The organism is Methyloceanibacter sp. wino2, from assembly GCF_003071365.1.
Taxonomy (GTDB): Bacteria; Pseudomonadota; Alphaproteobacteria; order Rhizobiales; family Methyloligellaceae; genus Methyloceanibacter.
On the sequence record NZ_CP028960.1, the window covers coordinates 2,449,363 to 2,467,672 of the forward strand.

17 protein-coding genes are annotated in these 18,310 nt (G+C 63.7%); 7 read left to right on the forward strand and 10 right to left on the reverse strand.

The window, feature by feature from the left end:
* Window positions 1-115: 115 nt before the first annotated feature.
* The 3 genes from DCY11_RS11530 to DCY11_RS11540 form a co-directional block, all read right to left on the reverse strand.
* Entirely contained in the window at window positions 116-1,132 is a 1,017-nt protein-coding gene (locus tag DCY11_RS11530) for an AraC family transcriptional regulator (RefSeq protein ID WP_108683005.1), read from the reverse strand.
* A 140-nt stretch (window positions 1,133-1,272) separates the two neighbouring features.
* On the reverse strand, window positions 1,273-2,325 hold the full coding sequence (locus DCY11_RS11535) for an AraC family transcriptional regulator (RefSeq protein ID WP_108683006.1): 1,053 nt from the start codon (window positions 2,323-2,325) through the stop codon (window positions 1,273-1,275).
* A 105-nt stretch (window positions 2,326-2,430) separates the two neighbouring features.
* Complete coding sequence (locus DCY11_RS11540) at window positions 2,431-3,714, reverse strand: hypothetical protein (protein ID WP_108683007.1); 1,284 nt, start codon at window positions 3,712-3,714, stop codon at window positions 2,431-2,433.
* Window positions 3,715-3,984: 270 nt separating this feature from the next.
* On the opposite strand from DCY11_RS11540, the gene DCY11_RS11545 reads away from it, so the two are divergent.
* Window positions 3,985-4,461: an SET domain-containing protein gene (locus DCY11_RS11545; protein ID WP_108683813.1), complete on the forward strand. Its 477-nt coding sequence runs from the start codon at window positions 3,985-3,987 to the stop codon at window positions 4,459-4,461.
* Here DCY11_RS11545 and DCY11_RS11550 read toward each other — a convergent pair.
* Window positions 4,433-6,067 (reverse strand): NAD(P)/FAD-dependent oxidoreductase, encoded by a 1,635-nt coding sequence (locus DCY11_RS11550; RefSeq protein ID WP_108683008.1) that lies wholly within the window; start codon window positions 6,065-6,067, stop codon window positions 4,433-4,435. The two genes, DCY11_RS11545 and DCY11_RS11550, sit on opposite strands and share 29 nt — an antisense overlap.
* Window positions 6,068-6,187: 120 nt before the next feature.
* On the opposite strand from DCY11_RS11550, the gene DCY11_RS11555 reads away from it, so the two are divergent.
* Window positions 6,188-7,459: an Nramp family divalent metal transporter gene (locus tag DCY11_RS11555; protein WP_108683009.1), complete on the forward strand. Its 1,272-nt coding sequence runs from the start codon at window positions 6,188-6,190 to the stop codon at window positions 7,457-7,459.
* A gap of 78 nt (window positions 7,460-7,537) precedes the next feature.
* Here the strand turns inward: DCY11_RS11555 and DCY11_RS11560 are convergent, their stop codons facing one another.
* Window positions 7,538-8,236: a pirin family protein gene (locus DCY11_RS11560; protein WP_108683010.1), complete on the reverse strand. Its 699-nt coding sequence runs from the start codon at window positions 8,234-8,236 to the stop codon at window positions 7,538-7,540.
* Between the two features lie 28 nt (window positions 8,237-8,264).
* Window positions 8,265-9,014: an SDR family NAD(P)-dependent oxidoreductase gene (locus DCY11_RS11565; RefSeq protein WP_108683011.1), complete on the reverse strand. Its 750-nt coding sequence runs from the start codon at window positions 9,012-9,014 to the stop codon at window positions 8,265-8,267.
* Between the two features lie 135 nt (window positions 9,015-9,149).
* Between DCY11_RS11565 and DCY11_RS11570 the strand changes: the two genes are divergently transcribed.
* Window positions 9,150-9,737: a TetR/AcrR family transcriptional regulator gene (locus DCY11_RS11570; protein ID WP_108683012.1), complete on the forward strand. Its 588-nt coding sequence runs from the start codon at window positions 9,150-9,152 to the stop codon at window positions 9,735-9,737.
* Window positions 9,738-9,819: 82 nt separating this feature from the next.
* Window positions 9,820-10,734 carry a lytic transglycosylase domain-containing protein gene (locus DCY11_RS11575; protein ID WP_108683013.1) on the forward strand — a complete coding sequence of 305 codons (915 nt, stop codon included), beginning with the start codon at window positions 9,820-9,822 and terminating at the stop codon, window positions 10,732-10,734.
* A gap of 6 nt (window positions 10,735-10,740) precedes the next feature.
* Here DCY11_RS11575 and DCY11_RS11580 read toward each other — a convergent pair whose 3' ends face one another.
* Both DCY11_RS11580 and DCY11_RS11585 read right to left on the reverse strand, forming a co-directional pair.
* A complete protein-coding gene (locus tag DCY11_RS11580) occupies window positions 10,741-11,907 on the reverse strand; it encodes a transporter (protein ID WP_108683014.1) in 1,167 nt (388 codons plus the stop codon).
* A 142-nt stretch (window positions 11,908-12,049) separates the two neighbouring features.
* Window positions 12,050-12,463, reverse strand: coding sequence for a hypothetical protein (locus DCY11_RS11585; RefSeq protein ID WP_159079981.1), 414 nt, complete (start codon window positions 12,461-12,463; stop codon window positions 12,050-12,052).
* A 155-nt stretch (window positions 12,464-12,618) separates the two neighbouring features.
* On the opposite strand from DCY11_RS11585, the gene DCY11_RS11590 reads away from it, so the two are divergent.
* Window positions 12,619-13,590 (forward strand): magnesium transporter CorA family protein, encoded by a 972-nt coding sequence (locus DCY11_RS11590; RefSeq protein ID WP_108683016.1) that lies wholly within the window; start codon window positions 12,619-12,621, stop codon window positions 13,588-13,590.
* Between the two features lie 138 nt (window positions 13,591-13,728).
* Window positions 13,729-14,025 carry a hypothetical protein gene (locus tag DCY11_RS11595; protein ID WP_069443212.1) on the forward strand — a complete coding sequence of 99 codons (297 nt, stop codon included), beginning with the start codon at window positions 13,729-13,731 and terminating at the stop codon, window positions 14,023-14,025.
* A gap of 138 nt (window positions 14,026-14,163) precedes the next feature.
* Here the strand turns inward: DCY11_RS11595 and chrA are convergent, their stop codons facing one another.
* Complete coding sequence (gene chrA / locus DCY11_RS11600; RefSeq protein WP_108683017.1) at window positions 14,164-15,498, reverse strand: chromate efflux transporter; 1,335 nt, start codon at window positions 15,496-15,498, stop codon at window positions 14,164-14,166.
* A 118-nt stretch (window positions 15,499-15,616) separates the two neighbouring features.
* On the opposite strand from chrA, the gene DCY11_RS11605 reads away from it, so the two are divergent.
* A complete protein-coding gene (locus tag DCY11_RS11605) occupies window positions 15,617-17,446 on the forward strand; it encodes a monovalent cation:proton antiporter-2 (CPA2) family protein (protein ID WP_108683018.1) in 1,830 nt (609 codons plus the stop codon).
* Here the strand turns inward: DCY11_RS11605 and DCY11_RS11610 are convergent.
* Window positions 17,406-18,215 (reverse strand): alpha/beta fold hydrolase, encoded by an 810-nt coding sequence (locus tag DCY11_RS11610; RefSeq protein ID WP_159079982.1) that lies wholly within the window; start codon window positions 18,213-18,215, stop codon window positions 17,406-17,408. The genes DCY11_RS11605 and DCY11_RS11610 overlap by 41 nt on opposite strands.
* Window positions 18,216-18,310 lie beyond the last annotated feature (95 nt).

Here is an 18,310-nt window from a genome sequence, read left to right on the forward strand (position 1 = left end):
GCAACGGAGAAGTGGTGCAAACGATCCTGCTCACTGTTCCTTGTGCCGGCAGCAAGCGTGTCCGATGTATCAAGCGTGAGGACGCAGCCACGCTGTCTCCGATGAATGTGCTCTGCTACCGGCCCCGTATTCTCAGCCGGTATTGAAGAGGCGGCTGCCCCGTCCAGCGCGTGAACGCGCGGGTGAAGTTCGCATGCTCGGAGTAGCCAAGAGCCAATGCGATCTGCGTGATCGTCAGGTTCGACTGTGTGAGCAGTTGCTTGGCGCGCCGTTCGCAGACGCGATCCAAAAGCCCGCGATAGCTGATCCCTTCGTCGTTGAGACTGCGCTGGAGAGTCCTGGTGCTCACACCGGCAAGCTGGGCGGTTCCGTCGAGATCGGTCTTGCCTTCCATGAGCCGCAACGTCGCCAAGGCGATGATCGAACGAAGCGGTTCCTGGAAATGCTGGATGGGGTCCTCGATCTCGAGGTCGGTGAGTGACACGGACTCTTGAGAAATAATTCGCCGCGCAGTCAGGCAGCTTGCAGGCATGGCGACGCCAACTCTGCCCGTGCCGAAGCGAATCGGCGACGGAAAGTGGCGTTCGATCTCGTTCGCATTGGCGTCTCGCGGATAGCAGAGCTCGAACCAAGCCGGCCACCACTGAGAACCGAGATAGAGCTGCAGGAAATACAGCAACGGGTAGAGCAAATGATCGGAATGCTGGGTGTTGGGATAGGCCAGACTGTGCGGGTAATGGCGCAAAACCACATGGGTTCCCTCGCGCTCCAAACGGACGATGGCGCCTGTGTGTTGAAAGCGTACGGAATCACATAATCGGTTCAAGGCGTCGATGAGAGTCGCGCCGGTGACGACGTATTTCGTCCATAGCCCATAGCTGGGATAGGGCATGCGACGTCCCACGTTCAGTCCGAAGTCGCGCGCGCCAATATGTTTGGCGGCATGTTCGAAGATGCCGACCATTGCCGTGTGCGGCAGATAGAGATCGTCCTGCTCCGCCGCGGCAGGCCCTAGGCCATGTTTGTTGAAAGCGCGATGCAGCGCGTGCTCGCCAGCGGTCTCTACGACCATCTGTGGCAGGGGCCCGAGCCCGGTGCTCCGGGTCACGGGTACGAGTCGACGTCGTGCCATGGTTCTCCCTCAGTGCATCGCGCGGCGATGCGCATGGCGCAATCGTTACTTGTAACGTTATGCGCGCCGTCTCGCTACGGCGATGCGACGCCTTTGCTGCATACGAAAGAGTCTGCTGGTGCGGTCGAACAAGGTGACGGCTAGGCCTGAATCACCGAAGCCTGCGTGCTTCGCCGGACCTCGCGGCGATAGCTCAAGGGTGGCCGCCCGGTCCAGCGTGTGAACGCACGGGTGAAGTTCGCATGCTCGGAGTAGCCCAGCGACAGGGCGATCTCGGTGATGGTCATGTCCGTGTCGCGCAGGAGTTCAGTTGCGCGTCTCGACCGTACGAGCGCTAGGAGGTCGCGATAGTTCATCCCGTCTGCCCCGAGATAGCGCTGCAGGGTGCGCACGCCGACACCGGCCATGTGGGCAATCCCATCGATATCGGTCCTCCCGTCCCGGAGGCGCAGGGTGGCCATCGCCATGATCGTGCGCAGCGGATCTTGGAGGTAGGGGAGAGTCTCGGTTGCCTGGACGTCCTGAAACGTAATCGGATTGCGCAGCGCACCGGGCCCTTTTTGGTATAGGCAAGCTAGCGGCAACGCGACTCCGATGGCGTTCTGGCGGAAGCGCACCGGTGCCGAAAGCGCATTCTCGATGACATGGGCCTCCGCATCGCGCGGATAGTTCAGCTCGAACCAGGCCGGACGCCATGAGAACCCAAGAAAAGCCTGAACGGATTGCAGCATCGGATAGATAATATGATCCGTATGCTGCATGTTGTTTTCGTACCGGACTGTTGGGCGGTAACGCCAGACGGCAAAGTTGCCTTCCCGCTCCAACGAGAAGCGGGCGGAGTTCTGGTGAAACTGTAGGGTCTTGCGCGCCCGCGACATGGCCTCGCTTAGCGTCGGCGCCTGCGTACAGTACTGCACCCACAGACCGAAGGTGTGGAACCGCATCCTCTGGCCGACATGGAGACCAAAGTCCCTGCGGCCAGCGCTTCTAGCCGCATGTTCGAACACGCCGACCATGGCCGGCTGAGGGACATACAGGTACGGGTCGTCGATAGCCGAGAGGGGAAGTCCTTGCGCGTGGAAGGCCTTGTGAAGGGCTCGCTCGCTTTCCCATTCGGTAATGAGATGGGGCAGGGGGCCGAATCCGGCAGCCCGCGTTATCGGAACGACTGAATGTTGTGGCGCTATCGACACCGGATGAGCTCCCCCTGCTGACGCAATAGGACACGCAGAGATAAAGACGGATTTCTAAGGTCTGCTCGATCCGGGCGCAATAGGCCTTGTTTTCCCGAGCCTTCGCTAGATTGCTCGTCCCGAGGTTTCGGTATCGGTCTCTTTCGGAAGTCGCAGTGTGTAGACGGCCGCGGCGATGTTGAGAACGATTAGCGCTCCGATGGGCCAGGCCACACCTTTGAGTCCGGCAAGCGCGCCGAGCAATGCACCAAGCGCCACTGCCACCACGCCCGTGGTGACATTCGCGACCGCGATGCAGTAGGGCCGCTCGTGCTCCTTGGCCCGGCCGAGTAGATACAGCGTCCGGCCGTTTTTCACGCCCTGAGCACCGAGAGCGATCGCGACGAACACGAGCGCGTAGCAGAACAGCGTCGGCGGCACCGCGCCGAACTCGATGCCCAGCGCCATCAGCCCCGCGCCGCAAGCGAGGAACGACGCAAGCACCATGATGCGTTCCACCGAGTGGCGGCCGATGCGGGCCCAGAGGAAGCCGCCCAGAAAGATCCCGACATTGGCCGCGATCACCAGCGTGTTCAGCCCGCTGATACTGTCCCCGTGAAAGGTTGCGGCATGGATGGAGAAGAACGGAATGGCGAGCTCGATCGACAGGTAGAGCGCCCGCGCTACGAGGAACTTGCCGAACCAGGGCAGCGCGAAGGCGATCCGGAAGTTCCCGGCGAGTTCCGAGACCATGCCGCCGCTCCCGGTGTCCACGGCCATGCTTGTTTTGGGCGGCTCGCGGACGGCAAGGACAACGACGGCCGCCAGGACGTAGAGCCCGACACCGAGCCAGATCAGTTCCTGGTGAGCCGCAAGGGAGGTGCTGGGCTGCAGCACTTGTTGCGCGCCGTACGCTACGAGCACGACGATGATGCCCGCGATGCTCGACTGGATGAAGAGAAGGCGGCTGCGGCGCTCCTTGGGCAGCGCGCGGCCGATCAGGTCTTGAAAGGCCAGCCCGTTGACGCCGGCGGCGGCGCCCAGAACCGCCGCGACGGCCAGGAAGATCGGTACGGCCCACCAGGGTGAGATGGCGCTGAAGGTCATGCCGATCAGCACGATGGAAGCCGCCATCGTCAGCGTGGCGAGCGCGATGATCCGCGCATTGGCGCCTGCGGTTCCGACGAAACGCGCCGCGAAAATCTGCGAGATGCGTTTTGCAAGCGTATTGAGCGGCACGAGAAGTCCCGCAAAGAAGATGGGCGCGCCGATGGTCGTGTAGAGAAACGGCAGGACGAGCCCGACACTGGTCAGTTCGTTCGCCACCCCGGCCGAGACGCCTTGGCCAAAGAGTACGGCCTCGTTGTGTCTGATGGTCTTGGCGTCGGTTTCGCTCGTTGGTTCCGCCATAGTCCGTATGGGTCAGGCTGTGTGTGCTTGTTCGCGGGGTGACCGGCAGCCTGGAGGAGGCTTGCGAACATTACAAGACAAGCCCGGCGCCCGGTGGTTCGTCCGGTCACATGCGTGCTTGCAGTGTCTTGCAGCAAGCGGCTAGGAAACGGTCTACAGTCTGTGCGCTGGAGATTCGGAAGCGCCGATTCGACAGCGCGGCTGAATCGAAGAGGCGAGTTTGGGGGCATCCGGACCGGCGGGATCAAACGCCGGGCAAGCGGCGAGGCGATGACGAAATCCAGATACAAGCCCGGCGGGTTCGATCTCGCCGTCAAGAAGGCGCGTGCCGGCAAGGGGCTGTTCGCGAAGGAAGACATCCCGAAGGGTGCGTGCGTCACCGAATATTTCGGCCGCACGCTCACTCAGAAGGAAGAGTATACGAGCCGCAGCCGCTACCTGTTCGAGGTCACGAAGAAGAAGACGATCGACGGTTGGTACAAAGGCAATGTCGCGCGCTACATCAACCATTCCTGTAAGCCGAACTGCGAAGTCGAAGTCTATAAGAAGCGCGTCTGGGTCTTTTCAAAGCGCAAGATCAAAGCCGGCGAGGAGCTCGGCTACGATTACGGCAAATCCTATTTCGATGCGTTTCTGAAGCCCATCGGCTGCCGGTGCATGAAGTGCATGTCCGAGAAGCAATGGGCGAAGGTCGAGGCCAAAGAAGCGAAGAAGAGGCCTAAGAAAGAAAAGAAGAAAAAGGCCTGAGATCGCGCAGCATGGCGCGGGCCGCATTGTGGCCCGGCGCACCCGTGACGCCGCCCCCGGGATGGGCGCCCGATCCGCAGTGATAGAGCCCATCTACGGGACCGCGATAGGCTGCGTAGCCGAGAGCCGGCCGCGCGGAGAACAGCTGATTCAGGGACAGCTGACCGTGAAAGATATCACCGCCCGTGAGCCCGAATTCGCGCTCAAGGTCAAGCGGGCTCAGAACCTGACGTCCCACGACACGTTGCGCAAAGCCCGGCGCATGGCGATCGACCGTCGCGATCATCAGGTCGGCGACTTCGTCGCGCGCCTCATCCCAGGAACGGCCGCTGGGCAGGGAGGGCGCGACGTGCTGGCAGAATAGGCTGGCCACATGGGCTCCTTCCGGCGCCAAGGTCGGATCGATGGTGGATGGGATCAGCATCTCGACGATGGGTTCGCGGCTCCAGCCCTGCTCGCGCGCATCGGTGTAGGCGCGATGCATGTAGTCGAGACTGGGAGCGATGACGATTCCGGCCCCGAGATGATCGCCTGCGCCTGGTAGGCATTTGAAGTCCGGCAGCCGCGACAGGGCGACATTCATGCGGAACGTGCCGGAGCCGTACTTGAAGTGCTCCATGCGCGCCAAGAAATCTGAGGGCACGGCGGTCTTGGGCAGGAGTTCGGTGTAGAGGCGCTTGAGGGTCATGTTCGCGGCAACCGCGCGGCCCTTGATGACCCGGCTGCCTTTGATCACGACGCCCGCGGCCCGTCCGTCCTTGATCAGCACCTCGCTGATCTCCGCGCCGGTCTCGATGTCCGCACCATGGGCGCGCGCGGCCTTGGCGATGGCTTCGGAGATCGCACCCATCCCGCCGATGGCATGTCCCCACAGGCCCTTCTTCCCATTCACCTCGCCGAAGGCGTGATGCAGCAGCACATAGGCCGTGCCGGGGTCGAAGGGGCTCGCATAGGTGCCGACGATGGAGTCGAAGCCGAGCAGCGCCTTGATGGGTTCGCTCTCGAACCAGCGATCGAGGAAGTCCGCAGCCGACAGGGTGAAGAGGTCCAACAGGTCTTGCTGGCCGCCGCGCCCCAGCCGGCTGAGCTGCCTGCCGAGGGCGGCGGTCCGGGCGAGTTCGCGCAAGGTGGTGAGGTTCAACCCGGCACTGACATTCGGGGGCGGTTCGAGAACCAGCGCGCGAAGTGCGTCGGCGATGCGCTCGAGATGGGCGCTGTAGTCGTCGTAGCGCTCGGCATCGCGCGTGCTGAATTTGGCGATCTGCTCTTTGGTGCGGCCGTTGCCAGTCAGGAGATAGTCGCCGTTTGACAGCGGCAGGAAATTCATCGCCGGGCGCTCGACGATGCGCAACCCATGCCCGTGAAGATCGAGATCGGCGATCACTTTGGGATTCAGCAGGCTCACCGTGTAGGAGCAGACCGAGTTGCGGAAGCCGGGGTGGAACTCTTCGGTGACGGCCGCTCCACCCAAACGATGCCGGCGTTCCAGGACTTTGACGCGGAGACCTGCGCGCGCGAGATAGGCGGCACAAACCAGCCCGTTGTGGCCGCCGCCCGCGATCACCGCATCGAAACTGTCTGAGCTGCTGTTCGCTGTGGATGGCATCCGAACGGTCCGGTCCTTCTTCGGCGGGGCGAGACAGGCTTGGCCTCCGCGCGCTATCTAGCTTACTGCACGAGGGCTGCCCGCAGGGACATTCGCAAGTTCGGGCCGCAGAGGGAACAGATGCCGGAACGGGACGAAAAGCCAGCCGACAGACCTGCGCGACGCCGCTCGCTGGCGGGTATGATCGGGCCCGGATTGCTGTTGGCGGCAACCGGTGTAGGGGCGGGGGATCTCGCCACGGGGAGTTTCGTCGGCGGCTTGCTCGGCACGGCGGTGTTGTGGGCCGTGGTGGTCGGCGCCGCGATGAAATTCGTGGTGACCGAGGGGCTGGCGCGATGGCAAATCGCGACCGGAGAGACGTTGATCGAAGGCGTGGCGGCGCGGGTCGGGCGCTGGGCGCTATGGCTGTTCTTGCCCTATCTGCTGCTGTGGTCGTTCTTCGTCGGCTCCGCGCTGATGAGCGCGACCGGCGCCACCCTCCATGCGATGGTGCCCGTCTTCGCCGAAGCTAGAACCGGCAAGATTATGTTCGGGGCCATCGCGAGCCTGGTCGGACTGGTGCTGGTCTGGTTCGGCGGCTACCGCCTGTTCGAGAACGTGATGCGCGTCTGCATCGGCGTGATGTTCTCGACGGTCATCCTCACGGCCATCCTGTTGTGGCCGGGAACGGGCGCCGTGCTTGAAGGCCTGTTCGTGCCGCGCATTCCGGACGTGGGCGGCGAGGGCGTGACCTGGACGCTTGCGTTGATCGGGGGCGTGGGCGGTACGCTGACCGTGCTTTGCTACGGCTACTGGCTACGCGAGGAGGGACGGGACACGCCTGAGGACTTGGCCCTGTGCCGGATGGACCTGCTCACCGGCTATGCGATGACCGCGATCTTCGGGATCGCGATGGTGATCATTGGATCGAGTGTCACCATCGAGGGAAGCGGCGCGCAATTGCTGGTCACGCTGTCCGAGCGCCTCGACGATGTCATGGGGCCGGCTGGCAAATGGCTGTTCCTCGCCGGCACGTTCGGCGCGGTCTTCTCCAGCCTTCTCGGCGTCTGGCAATGCGTGCCTTATCTGTTTGCCGACAGTTGGGCGCTTCTGACCGGCACGCGCGGCGAGAGCACGAAGATCGATACGGACTCGAGGCCCTATCGCGCCTTTCTCGTGGCGATCACCATCGTGCCGATGGTCGGATTGTTCTGGCGCTTTCGCGATGTGCAGATGTTCTATGCGGTGATCGGCGCCTGGCTGTTCCCGGTCCTGGCGCTCACCCTGCTGATCTTCAACGGGCGCCGCGGCTGGGTCGGTGCGCAGTTCGCGAACAGGCCTGTGACCGTCGTGGCGCTCTGCGTCGTACTCGCCTTCTTCAGCTATTTGGGCCTCAGGCCGTATTTGGGCTGAACTCGCGCAAAAAAATGGGGCGGCGTCTCGTGGGCTAGACGCCGCCCCGTTGCCAGGGGGATGGGGAGATCCCTGGACTTAAGGGGAATCGACCAGAACGACTTCCGAGTCGTCGATCGCTTTGACCGTCACCACGGTCTCGTTCGTAATCGCGACGCCGTCGCGGCTATTCGCGACGATGCCGTTGACTTCGATCTTGCCCACGGCCGCCACCAGATAGGCGTGCCGCCGTGTGCCCATGCGGTACTCCACGGTCTCGCCGGCCTTGAGCGCCGCGCCGAGCACGCGCGCCTCGGCGCGGATCGGCAGTGCTTCCGTGTCGCCCTCGAAGCCCGAGGCGAGCGGGACGAACTCGCCCGCGCGCTGCGTCCGAGGGAAGGGCTTGGTGCCCCAGGACGGGGTGCCGCCTTCGACGCCCGGCTCGATCCAGATCTGAAACAGGGTCGTCGGCTCGTCCTCGAAGTTGTACTCCGCATGGCGAATGCCGCGGCCCGCGCTCATGACCTGCACGTCGCCGGCTTCCGTGCGCCCGCGATTGCCGAGATTGTCCTCGTGGGTGATCGCGCCGTGCCGCACATAGGTGATGATCTCCATCTCCCGATGCGGATGCGGCGGAAAGCCCGTGTTCGGAGCGATCTCGTCGTCGTTCCAGACGCGCAAAGCGCCGTGGTTCACGCGCTCCGGGTCGAAATAGCGCGCGAAGGAAAAGTGATGGTTGGCTTTGAGCCAACCGTGATCCGCGCGCCCCAGTGTCTCGAAGGGCCTGATTTCAATCATCGGAACCTCCTGTTCTGTCCGTTCAGTTCTAGGCGGCGATCCCGCCATCCACGTTTAATGTCGCCCCGGTGATGTACGAGGCCTGCGGGCCTGCCAGAAACGCGACTGCAGCGGCAACCTCGTCTGCTGTGCCGTAGCGGCCCAGGGCTGTGCTCGCGCTGAGAGTCTCCGCCAGCTCGTTGTCCTTCGGACTCATGTCCGTATCGATGGGCCCCGGCTGCACGGTGTTGACCGTGATGCCGCGCGGACCGAGATCGCGGGCCCAGCCGCGGGTGTAGGCGGAGACGGCGCCCTTGGTCGCCGAGTAGTCCGCCATGCCGGCCCAAGGAGACATCTCACCGGCGATCGAGCCGATCGAGATGATACGTCCGCCGTCGGCCATGAGCGGCGCCACGGCCCGCACGGCCGTAGCCACGCCGTGAACATTGACGTCGAACATGCGGTCGAGCTCGCCAACGTTGTTGGCGCGATCATGGACCTGACCCATGACGAACACGCCGGCATTGTTCACGAGAATATCCACCCGCCCGAAATGGGAGACCACGGCCGCCACCAAGCCGCTCACCTCATCGGTGTTCGCCTGGTCGGCCTGGAACGCCTTGGCGCGCACGCCGAAACCCTTGAGTTCCGCGACCACCGCTTCCGCGAGGTCCTTAGACGCCGCATAGCTGATGGCAACGTCGGCGCCGTCCTTGGCCAGCGCCCGGGCGATCGCAGCGCCGATGCCGCGCGAACCGCCGGTGACGAGGGCGACCTTCCCCTCAAGCATTTTCGACATGGTCCAAACACTCCGCTGAAATAATGTAGTGATCGCTACATAAGTGTCTGGACCAGCGGCGTCAAGGGAATTATATAACGTGCACTATAAATTGTGGAGGTGCTAGGGATCGGTACTTTGGAAGGAGCACGAATCGTGGCCGCAGGCCGTCCGAGAACCTTTTGCAAAAACCAGGCGTTAGACCGTGCGCTCGAGGTTTTCTGGCGACAGGGCTTCGAGGGCGCGAGCATCTGCGACCTGACGGAGGCCATGGGAATCAATCCCCCGAGCCTCTATGCCGCCTTCGGGAACAAGGAGCAGCTGTTCCGCCAGGCGCTGGATCGCTATGCCGAGGTTCACGCCGAGCGGCGCACCGCGTTGCTCGCCGCGCCGACGGCACGCGAAGCTATCGAAACGCTTCTTCGGGAGGCGGCCCGGAACCTTACCGACAAATCGAGCCCCATCGGATGTCTCTACGTTCAGGCTATCGCCGGGGCAGGTGAGCATGCCGCGTGCCTCCGCGACATGCTGAAGACGAAAGTCGAGCAAGGCGAGCGGCAAATTCTCGAGCGGCTCGAGCGGGCCAAGGCCGAAGGCGAGTTGCCGGCGGACGCCGATACCGAGGGATTGGTGCGCTACCTCACGACGGTGGTGCAAGGCATGTCGGTGCAGGCCGCAGCCGGCGCAACCCGCAAGGACTTGGAGCGCGTGGCCGACATGGCTCTCGGAGCATGGCCTGCCTGACAGCGGGACGCCGGTCGCCGTCCTGCCCCATCGAGCTTGTATTCTTGAGTGTCGCAGAGGGCCTTAGACGCGGGATCGGATCATGGGCCGCATTCGGACAAGTGTCGTCATAGCGGTCGTTCTGGGGTGCAGCGCGCTCCCGGCCCAAGCGGCCGGCGACCCAGCGGCTGCGGTGGCTGCCGGCATCAAGGCCGCTGCCGTCGTTACGGCGGGGCCGCGTCCCTTCGTCGAAATCGTGTGCCCCTATATGCAGGAGCAGGCCGAGCAGCGCGGTTTGCCGCCGATGCCGTTCGTGCGCCTCATCTGGCGCGAGAGCCATTTCAATCCCAATGCGGTCAGCCCCAAAGGTGCGCAAGGCATCGCTCAGTTCATGCCGTCCACGGCGGCGCGGCGCGGGCTCGACGATCCGTTCGAGCCGATCGCGGCCATCAAGCATTCGGCGAGCCTTCTGTCCGACCTTAGCCGGCTGTTCGGCAATTTCGGCCTGGCGGCCGCGGCATACAATGCAGGCGAAGAGCGCGTGCAAGGGTGGCTCGACGGCACCCGGACGCTGCCCGGCGAGACTCAAGCTTACGTGCGGTTCGTCACGGGCCGCTTGGCCGAAGACTGGAAAGAGGAGGGGGCCGTGTTGCCTGCGGCGCTCAGCATCGAGGGCGATGTGGTCCAGGACTCGTGCAAGAAGCTCGCGCCGCTGGTGGTGCGTGCGTTCGCCGACACCAGCCCGCTGACAGCGAGTGCGCGCTGGCGTCCCTGGGGCGCGCAAGTCTCGGTGGCGTTCTCCAAGTCGAAAGCTCTCTCGAAATATGCCCGGTTGAAGCGGACCTATGGGAGCGCGTTGGGAGAGGCGGATCCTTACGTATTTCCCAAGCGCAATCGCAGCCGGGGCCGGCGGCCGCTCTATATGGTACAAGTCGGCGCGAGCAGCCGCAGCGAGGCCCAAGACGTTTGCGCCGCCCTCCGGCGGGAAGGCGGCGCTTGCATCGTCACGAAGAACTAGCGGCTCTTAGAACGAGATGGACGTATTGGCCCAAAGCGTTCCGTTGCGCTCGAGCTGGTAGCCATTCACGTCTTCGTCCACCGGCTGCAGCCACTCGGCCGAGAACCGCAGGCCCTTGAGGGCTCCGCTCGGCACCACCGTGTTGATGCCGAAGCCGATGTCCCAATAGGTGCCGCCGTAGTTGTACTGAAGGTCGGGCGGGCTCGAATGGTTATGCGGGCCGTTGTAATGGCCCTCGATCTGACCCTCGTCGGTATAGAGACCGCGAACGGAGGCCGAGATCCAGTCGGCGAAGCGATAGCTGCCCCAGCCCGTGGCTTGGAAGACGTTGCCGAGCCGGTAACCGGAATCGTTCTCCTCCTCCATGCGCACGACGCCGAGAACCTGGGCGCCCCAAGCGAAGCGATCGGCACGGCCCGTGTAGGTGATGCTGGGCAGGAAGTCCCAGGTGCCGGAGCCCGGCTGCATCATGTAGTGGGTGAAGACTCCGTTCGTCTTCTTGTCCACCGAGCCGGTCGGCGCGCTGAACATCGGCGAGAACATCAGATGGTAGCCGGGGCCCTCGGCGATGCGGAGCTCGGGACCGAAGATCGTGTCGCCCCATCCGTCCGTGCCGTGCGTGTGGGCGCCGCTGTGAGCGTGGGTACCGTGGTCCATCATCTCGCTCATGTCGTCGTCCATGCTCATGTCCATGCCGCCATGGCTCATGCCGCTATGACCCATGCTGTGGCCCATCGGGCTGGCGGTTGATTTCAGCGGCCGCATGGTCATGTCGTGGGTCATGTACATCGGCATCACCATCAGGGTCATCCAGTCGGTGGGCGCATACATGATGTCCAGCATATACATGTTCATGGACATGCTGCCGGGCGCCATCGAGCACTTATGGTCGCCGCAGCCGTGATCGATGACCATCTGATCGCCGGCTTTGCTGCCGCCGTGCAGGATGTCGCCGCTTTCGCTCGAATACGCGTAGCGGAAACCGACCATCCACTGGCCGGCCTTGTGCATGTGGTCGAACATGACGCCGGCCGGTGCGTGCGTATCCGGGAGCGGGCCTGTGCCGGGGCCATGATCGGAATCGGCGCGTGCGAGGCCCGGCGCCAAGGCGACCCCCAAGGCGAAGCAGAGACTGAGCGCCGGAACCTGCCGGCGTGAGAAAGAGATTTTCATTGATACCCCCCACAGAGCGCCGGTTGGTGCCGGACATCTCTGGTTTTGCGTTGTCTGCGTAGTCGGGTGCGACGTCCAAACTTCGTGAGCCTGGCGAAGGGCGCGCGAAGACGGTCGTCACAGCAATGGAAGAATTCCGGACTTACGCGAGGGGTGGGGCGCGCGGCTGACTTTCGGTCAGTAAGCCGGCGTCATAAAACGCAGGGCCACTGGCCGTTTCGACTGCGGACAGGACCGCAGTATGCGGCGTCAGCAGATAGGCAAACGCGCCGAGCCCCGTACCACCACACATCCCGCCGCAGCCTTGGCGGCAGCTCATGTGGCAGCATTGGCAATCGGCGCTGTTCTGGCTCTGCTTCTGCTCGTCCGGCGCGAAGGTTCCGGGCGGAACCGCACTCGCCGTACGCGTGGTGCAGATGATGCCGGCAGTGTCGGATCCCGTGGCCAGCATGGCCGCATGGGCGGTCGACGACATCGGAATCACCAGCGACTGGAGCAGCAAGCCCCAGATCATGATGAGTCCAATTAAGTCCCGTTCCTTACGGAGCCAGCGCATCGGAGTCCTTGAGTTTCTCGCCATTCCCGTCAACAAAGACAACGCGAATGGAGTATGGCTATTCGCCAAGTTTGAGGTGTTGATTTAACGCAATATTTGACCACCCGTCCACTTTCTTGAGGATGCGTCGAATCCGCTGGGGAGGCCCATTTGCGATGATCACGATCTACGAGGCCCGTGAGGGGAAACTTACGCCCCAGACCGGTCTGCCACGGGCGACCGATGAGGCCGTATGGATCGACCTCCTCAACCCGACCACGGAAGAGGAACACATCATCGAACAGGCTCTCGGGATTGACGTCCCGACCCGGGAGGAACTGCAGGAAATCGAGGCCAGCAGCCGCCTCTACCAGGAAGACGGCGCCTTCTTCATGACGGCGACGCTCGTGTTCAAAGGCGGCGGCAGCGAGGCCCAGATCACGCCGGCGACGTTCATTTTGGTCGGCAACCGGCTCCTGACCGTGCGCTACGCCGAGCCCGGCGCTTTCGCGTTCTTTCTCACCCGCTGCAACCGGCAGGAACTGGACCTAAACAGAGGCTGCATGGTCCTGATCGGCCTGTTGGAGGCGGTGGTCGATCGCCTGGCCGACTTCATCGAGCAGATCCAAGGTCAGGTGGAGCATTTGTCGCGGTCGGTCTTCAAGAAACGGGATCCGGCCCTCAAGCGTCAGCACCGCTACGATGTCGTGCTGCAGGACATCGGCCACGAGGGGGAGGTCGTCTCGAAGGTGCGGGAGAGCTGCTACTCCCTCGGCCGCCTCCTGACCTATCTCGCCTACGCGGTCAACGAGCGCAAAGAAGGCAAGATCGTCTCCTCGCGGGTGCGCGCGGCCGTGCGTGACGTCAACTCCCTGACGGACCACGCCACATTCTTGTCGGGCAAGATCGTGTTTCTGCTCGATGCGACGCTGGGCATGATCCAGATCCAGCAGAACGACATCATTAAAATCTTCTCGGTTGCAGCCGTCGTGTTCCTGCCGCCGACATTGATTGCATCGATATACGGGATGAATTTCCACGATATGCCGGAACTTGGCTGGGTACTTGGCTACCCGGTTGCCCTCGGCATGATGGTCCTATTTGCGATACTCCCTTATCTTTATTTCAAGCATAAGGGCTGGCTTTAGAGATTGGGGTTGCACTGCGGCATCGCTATCGCCACATTCGGGGCTAAGCGGATGTTTGTGGTCATAATTTCTTTGAAGTGCTCGTGCACAGATAGTGCCCGCAAGTCCAGACACCCGAACCCCTGGATAGGAGGAAGGATGACTCGTCTGATCGTTTCCGGATTTCTCACGGCGTTTTGCGCCGCCGCCGTCTTTGCGCCTGCGACCGCAAGCGCTGGTCCCGCCGGGCTGACAGTCCCGACGGCCAAGAACGGTATGGTGCAGGAGGTCGGCTGGCGCCGCCGCAATCGCGAGACGGTGGTCGATGCCCCGACAACGTCCGTTCGCACGAGCGATGCCGAGACCGATGTCCGCGCACCGTTCACGGATGTGAAGACAAGCCGCCGTGGCACTTGGGTGCGCGCGCCGTTCGTCAATCTGTTCGTGCCGAAGTAAGCGTCGCACAACAGACGTCAACGATTTTCGAGAACGCGGGAGGTTTTCCTCCCGCGTTTTTGTTTTGTCTGCCCTATCGCCTAGCCGCTGCTTGAGGGCGTGTTTGTATGCGCTGTGGCGCTTCGCGCTACTTGAGCGCTAAAGCACCGCCGAGAGGGTAAGGCTCGCGCCCGCGCAAATCGCCAGCGTCGTGAGAATGCCGAGCCGCGCTCCGAAGATCAGCAGGGCGGCGAGGACCGCCAAAGCCGCGGCGTCCCACTGGAAGCTCGCAAGCTCGGGCGTCCACAGCCGCAAGGGACCGGCATCCGTCGCCGTCACCGTCTTGAAGATGACGTGTAGCGCGAACCACAGGCTCAGGTTCAAGATCACGCCGACCACGGCCGCGGTGACGCCTCGCAGCGCGCCCGCGAGTTTCGGGTTCGCGCGCAGTTGCTCGACGTAGGGTGCGCCGGTGAAGATCCACAAGAAGCACGGGGCGAAAGTGGCCCAAAGAGTCACGGCCGCGCCGAGGAGCCCGTAGGCAAGCGCCGGCTGACCGCCATGGCGATAGGCGCCGAGAAAGCCGACGAACTCGGTGACGAGAATCAAGGGGCCGGGCGTCGTTTCCGCAAGGCCGAGCCCGTCCACCATTTCGGGCGCGCTCAGCCAGCCATAGGTCTCGACGGCCCGTTGCGCCATGTAGGCGAGCACCGCGTAGGCCCCCCCGAACGTCACCACGGCGAGCTTCGAGAAGAACACCGAGAGGTCCGTGAAGACCTGCGGAAAGGCGAGGCTCACGGCGACGAGCGGCACGATCCAGACAGCGAGCCAGAGGCTGGCCGTTCGCAGTGTTTGCGCGAGGGTGACGGGTTCGGTGTCGAGTGCTGTCGTATCGGCGGGTGGGATGCTCTCAGGCGCAAAGCGCGCGAGGAGATAGCCGGCCAGTGCTGCCACTGCGACAATGATGGGGAACGGCACCGCGAAGAAGAAGATGGCGATGAACGCGAGCGCGGCGATCGCCCAGGCATGCGCGCCGTGGAGGGCGCGCTTGGCCACTTTCAGCAAGGCGTCGACGACGATCACGAGCACGGCCGCCTTGATGCCGACAAAGGCCGCTTCCACCACCGGTGCTTGGCCGTACCAGGCATAGGCGATGGAGAGGGCCAGGACGACGGCGGCGCCCGGCAGGACAAAGAGCAGCCCGGCAACGAGGCCGCCCAGCGTGCCGTTCAGCCGCCAGCCCACATAGGTCGCGAGCTGCATGGCCTCGGGTCCCGGCAGTAGCATGCAGAAGTTCAGCGCATGGAGGAATCGTTCGTGGCCGATCCAGCCGCGCTCTTCGACGAGTTCGCGGTGCATGAGCGCGATCTGTCCGGCTGGGCCGCCGAACGACGTGACGCCGATCTTGGTCCACACGGGCAGCGCCTCGCCCAATGTCGGTGAGGGTGCGCGACTGGGCGTGGCCTCGGGCATGTCTGCAGGGCTGGTGTCCATTCGGTCGTCCTTTGGCCTCTCCTAGCAGGGGACGGGGGCCCTCGCCATAAGCGGCGTTAGCCAGGCGCGCATCGGCGTGATAGGCAGATTCGGTGAGGGCAGACGGTACGCGAGGGATATGACAGAGGCGCAGCTTATTCAGGTAACGGTGTTTTTGGCCGCTGCCGCGATTGCCGCGCCGCTGGGACGCTATCTCGGCATCGGCGCTGTGCTCGGCTATCTCGCCGCCGGGGTCGTCATCGGACCCTATGTGCTGGGGCCGCTCTACGCCCTCGACCATGTGGAGAAGGTCCTCGAGTTCGGCGAATTCGGTGTCGTCCTGCTGTTGTTCGTGATCGGCCTTGAGTTGCGCCCCATGCGTCTGTGGGCGATGCGCTCGGCCATCTTCGGGCTCGGCGCGGCGCAGCTCGTCGTGACCGGCTTTGTCCTGGCCGCCATCGGCCTCGCGTTCGGGCTTGCGACCGGGCAGGCGCTCTTCATCGGCCTGGCCTTGTCGCTCTCGTCCACCGCCTTCGCGTTGCAGGTTCTGGAGGAAAAAGGCGAGCTCACGACCCGCCATGGACGGCTCGCCTTCTCGATCCTGCTGTTCCAGGACCTCGCCGCGATTCCGCTGATCGCTCTCGTGCCGCTGTTCGCACTCGGCAGTGGGGAAGAACCCACGATGGATCTCGGCAGCGCGGGCTTGGCCATCCTCACCATCGCTGGCGTTATCGTCGTCGGCCGGTTTCTGCTGAGCCGGCTCTATCGGCTTGTCGCCAAGGTGGGGGTGCGCGAGGCCATGACGGCGACCGCGCTCCTGACCGTGGTCGGCGTGGCGCTGCTAATGGAAGAGGTGGGACTGTCTGCGGCGCTGGGCTCGTTCATCGCCGGCGCGCTCCTCGCCGACTCCGAGTATCGCCATCAGATCGAGGCGGATATCGCGCCGTTCGAGGGCCTGCTGCTGGCCGTCTTCTTCATGGCCGTGGGCATGTCCATCGACCTGTCGGTTCTCGTGGCCCGGCCCGGCGCGCTGCTTCTCATCGTGGCGGTGCTGATCGCCGTGAAGTTTGCGGTTCTGTTTGGGCTTGGCCGCTGGTGGGGCCTGACGAACGCGCCGGCGCGGCGGCTCGGGATTGTCCTGAGCCAGGGCGGCGAGTTCGCGTTCGTTCTGTTTTCGGTCGGTCTCGTCGAAGGGGTGGTCGACCGCGAGACGGCGGGGCTCCTGACCTTGGCGGTCACGCTCTCCATGGCGGCGACGCCGCTGCTGCTGGTCGCGGACGACATGTTCCTGCGGGCCCGAAAGAGCGCGGCGCCGGACTACGAGATGCCGCCAGACGATGAGAAGCATGTCATCATCGCCGGCTTCGGCCGTTTTGGGCAGATCGTGGCGCGCGTGCTTAGGGCTCGGCACATTCCCTTTACGGCGCTCGACAAATCGATCGCTCAAGTCGACTTCGTGAAGCGCTTCGGTGCCAATATCTACTATGGCGATGCCGGCCGCATCGACATCCTGCGCGCGTCAGGCGCCGGCAAGGCCAGTGCCTTCGTGCTGGCGATCGACGATGTGGATGCATCGCTTCGTGTGGCGGAGATCGTGCGGGAGAATTTTCCCGGCCTTCCCATCTATGCCCGCGCGCGCGACCGTATCCACGTCCACAAGCTCATGGATCTCGGTGTGACCATCATCGAACGCGAGACCTTCTTGGCTGCGTTGACACTCACATCCGAGCTTCTGCGCGGGCTCGGGCTGAAGCCCAACGAAGCCAAACGCCTTATCGAGACCTTCAAGACCCACGACGAGGCGCGGCTCTTCAATGAATACCAGGACTATACGGACCGGGAGAAGATGCGCGCTAATGCCCTGTCGGCAGCCGTCGAGTTGGAAGACCTGTTCGCGAAAGACATGGAGGCGCTGGAGAACGGCGGCGCTAGCGATGGGCGTTCAGATGATCGAGGATCATCTGGTTGAGCTTGGCCGGATGGGTGAAGGGGCTCATATGGCCCGCGCCCTTGAGCGTCTCGATTGTCGCGTTGGGGAGCGTCTTGCTCAAGAGCTCGGTCACCGCGCGCGTCGGCGGCGGCGTTTTCGATCCCATGATCAGGAGAGTCGGGGCGGTGATCTCCGCATAGTCCATCGTCGTGCTGTTCGCATCGAGCGCGATGGAGAATTCGAGCGCGACCTTCGGGATTGTCGCAGCAATGGCGCTCTTGAAGCGATCGGGCGCAAGCCACCAGCGCCATCGTCCGAGCCAGTAACTCATGAAAGCCCCGGCGGCCTTCTTGTCGTCCCCCTTCGCGACCGGATCGAGAACGGCGACGCCGAGTTTCTCCACATCCTGCCATTCGGGCAGGTCCTCCAGGCGAAGCAGGTGGAACGAGACGGGCTCTACTAGGGTCAGGGATTTGACCTTGTCTTTCAGCGTGCGCGCCGCTTCGAGCGCCAGCGCCGCGCCGTAGGAATGGCCGACGAGATGCAGCGGCGCTTCGGCCGTTTCGGCAACGGCAAGCAACGCTTCGACATCGGCTTCGATCGAGAAGGGCTCTTCCGCTGGCCACGGTCCGGACTGCCCGTAACCGATGAAATCGGGCGCGAGGACATGCCAGTCCTCCACCAGCGCTTCGATCAGCGGGGCCCATTCCCTGTGGGACGCCGCGGAGCAATGGCCGAGCAGCACCGTCGGCCCTTCGCCCTCGTCGAGATAGGCAATCTCCACATTGCCGGATTCCAGAATGTTCACGCGCCGCCCCTCATCTGCCGCCCCGATCATTAGCGGGCAGGGCGATTCGCGTCTACCGCCGCAGGGACCGGTGCCGCCATATAGGGCGCGCCGCG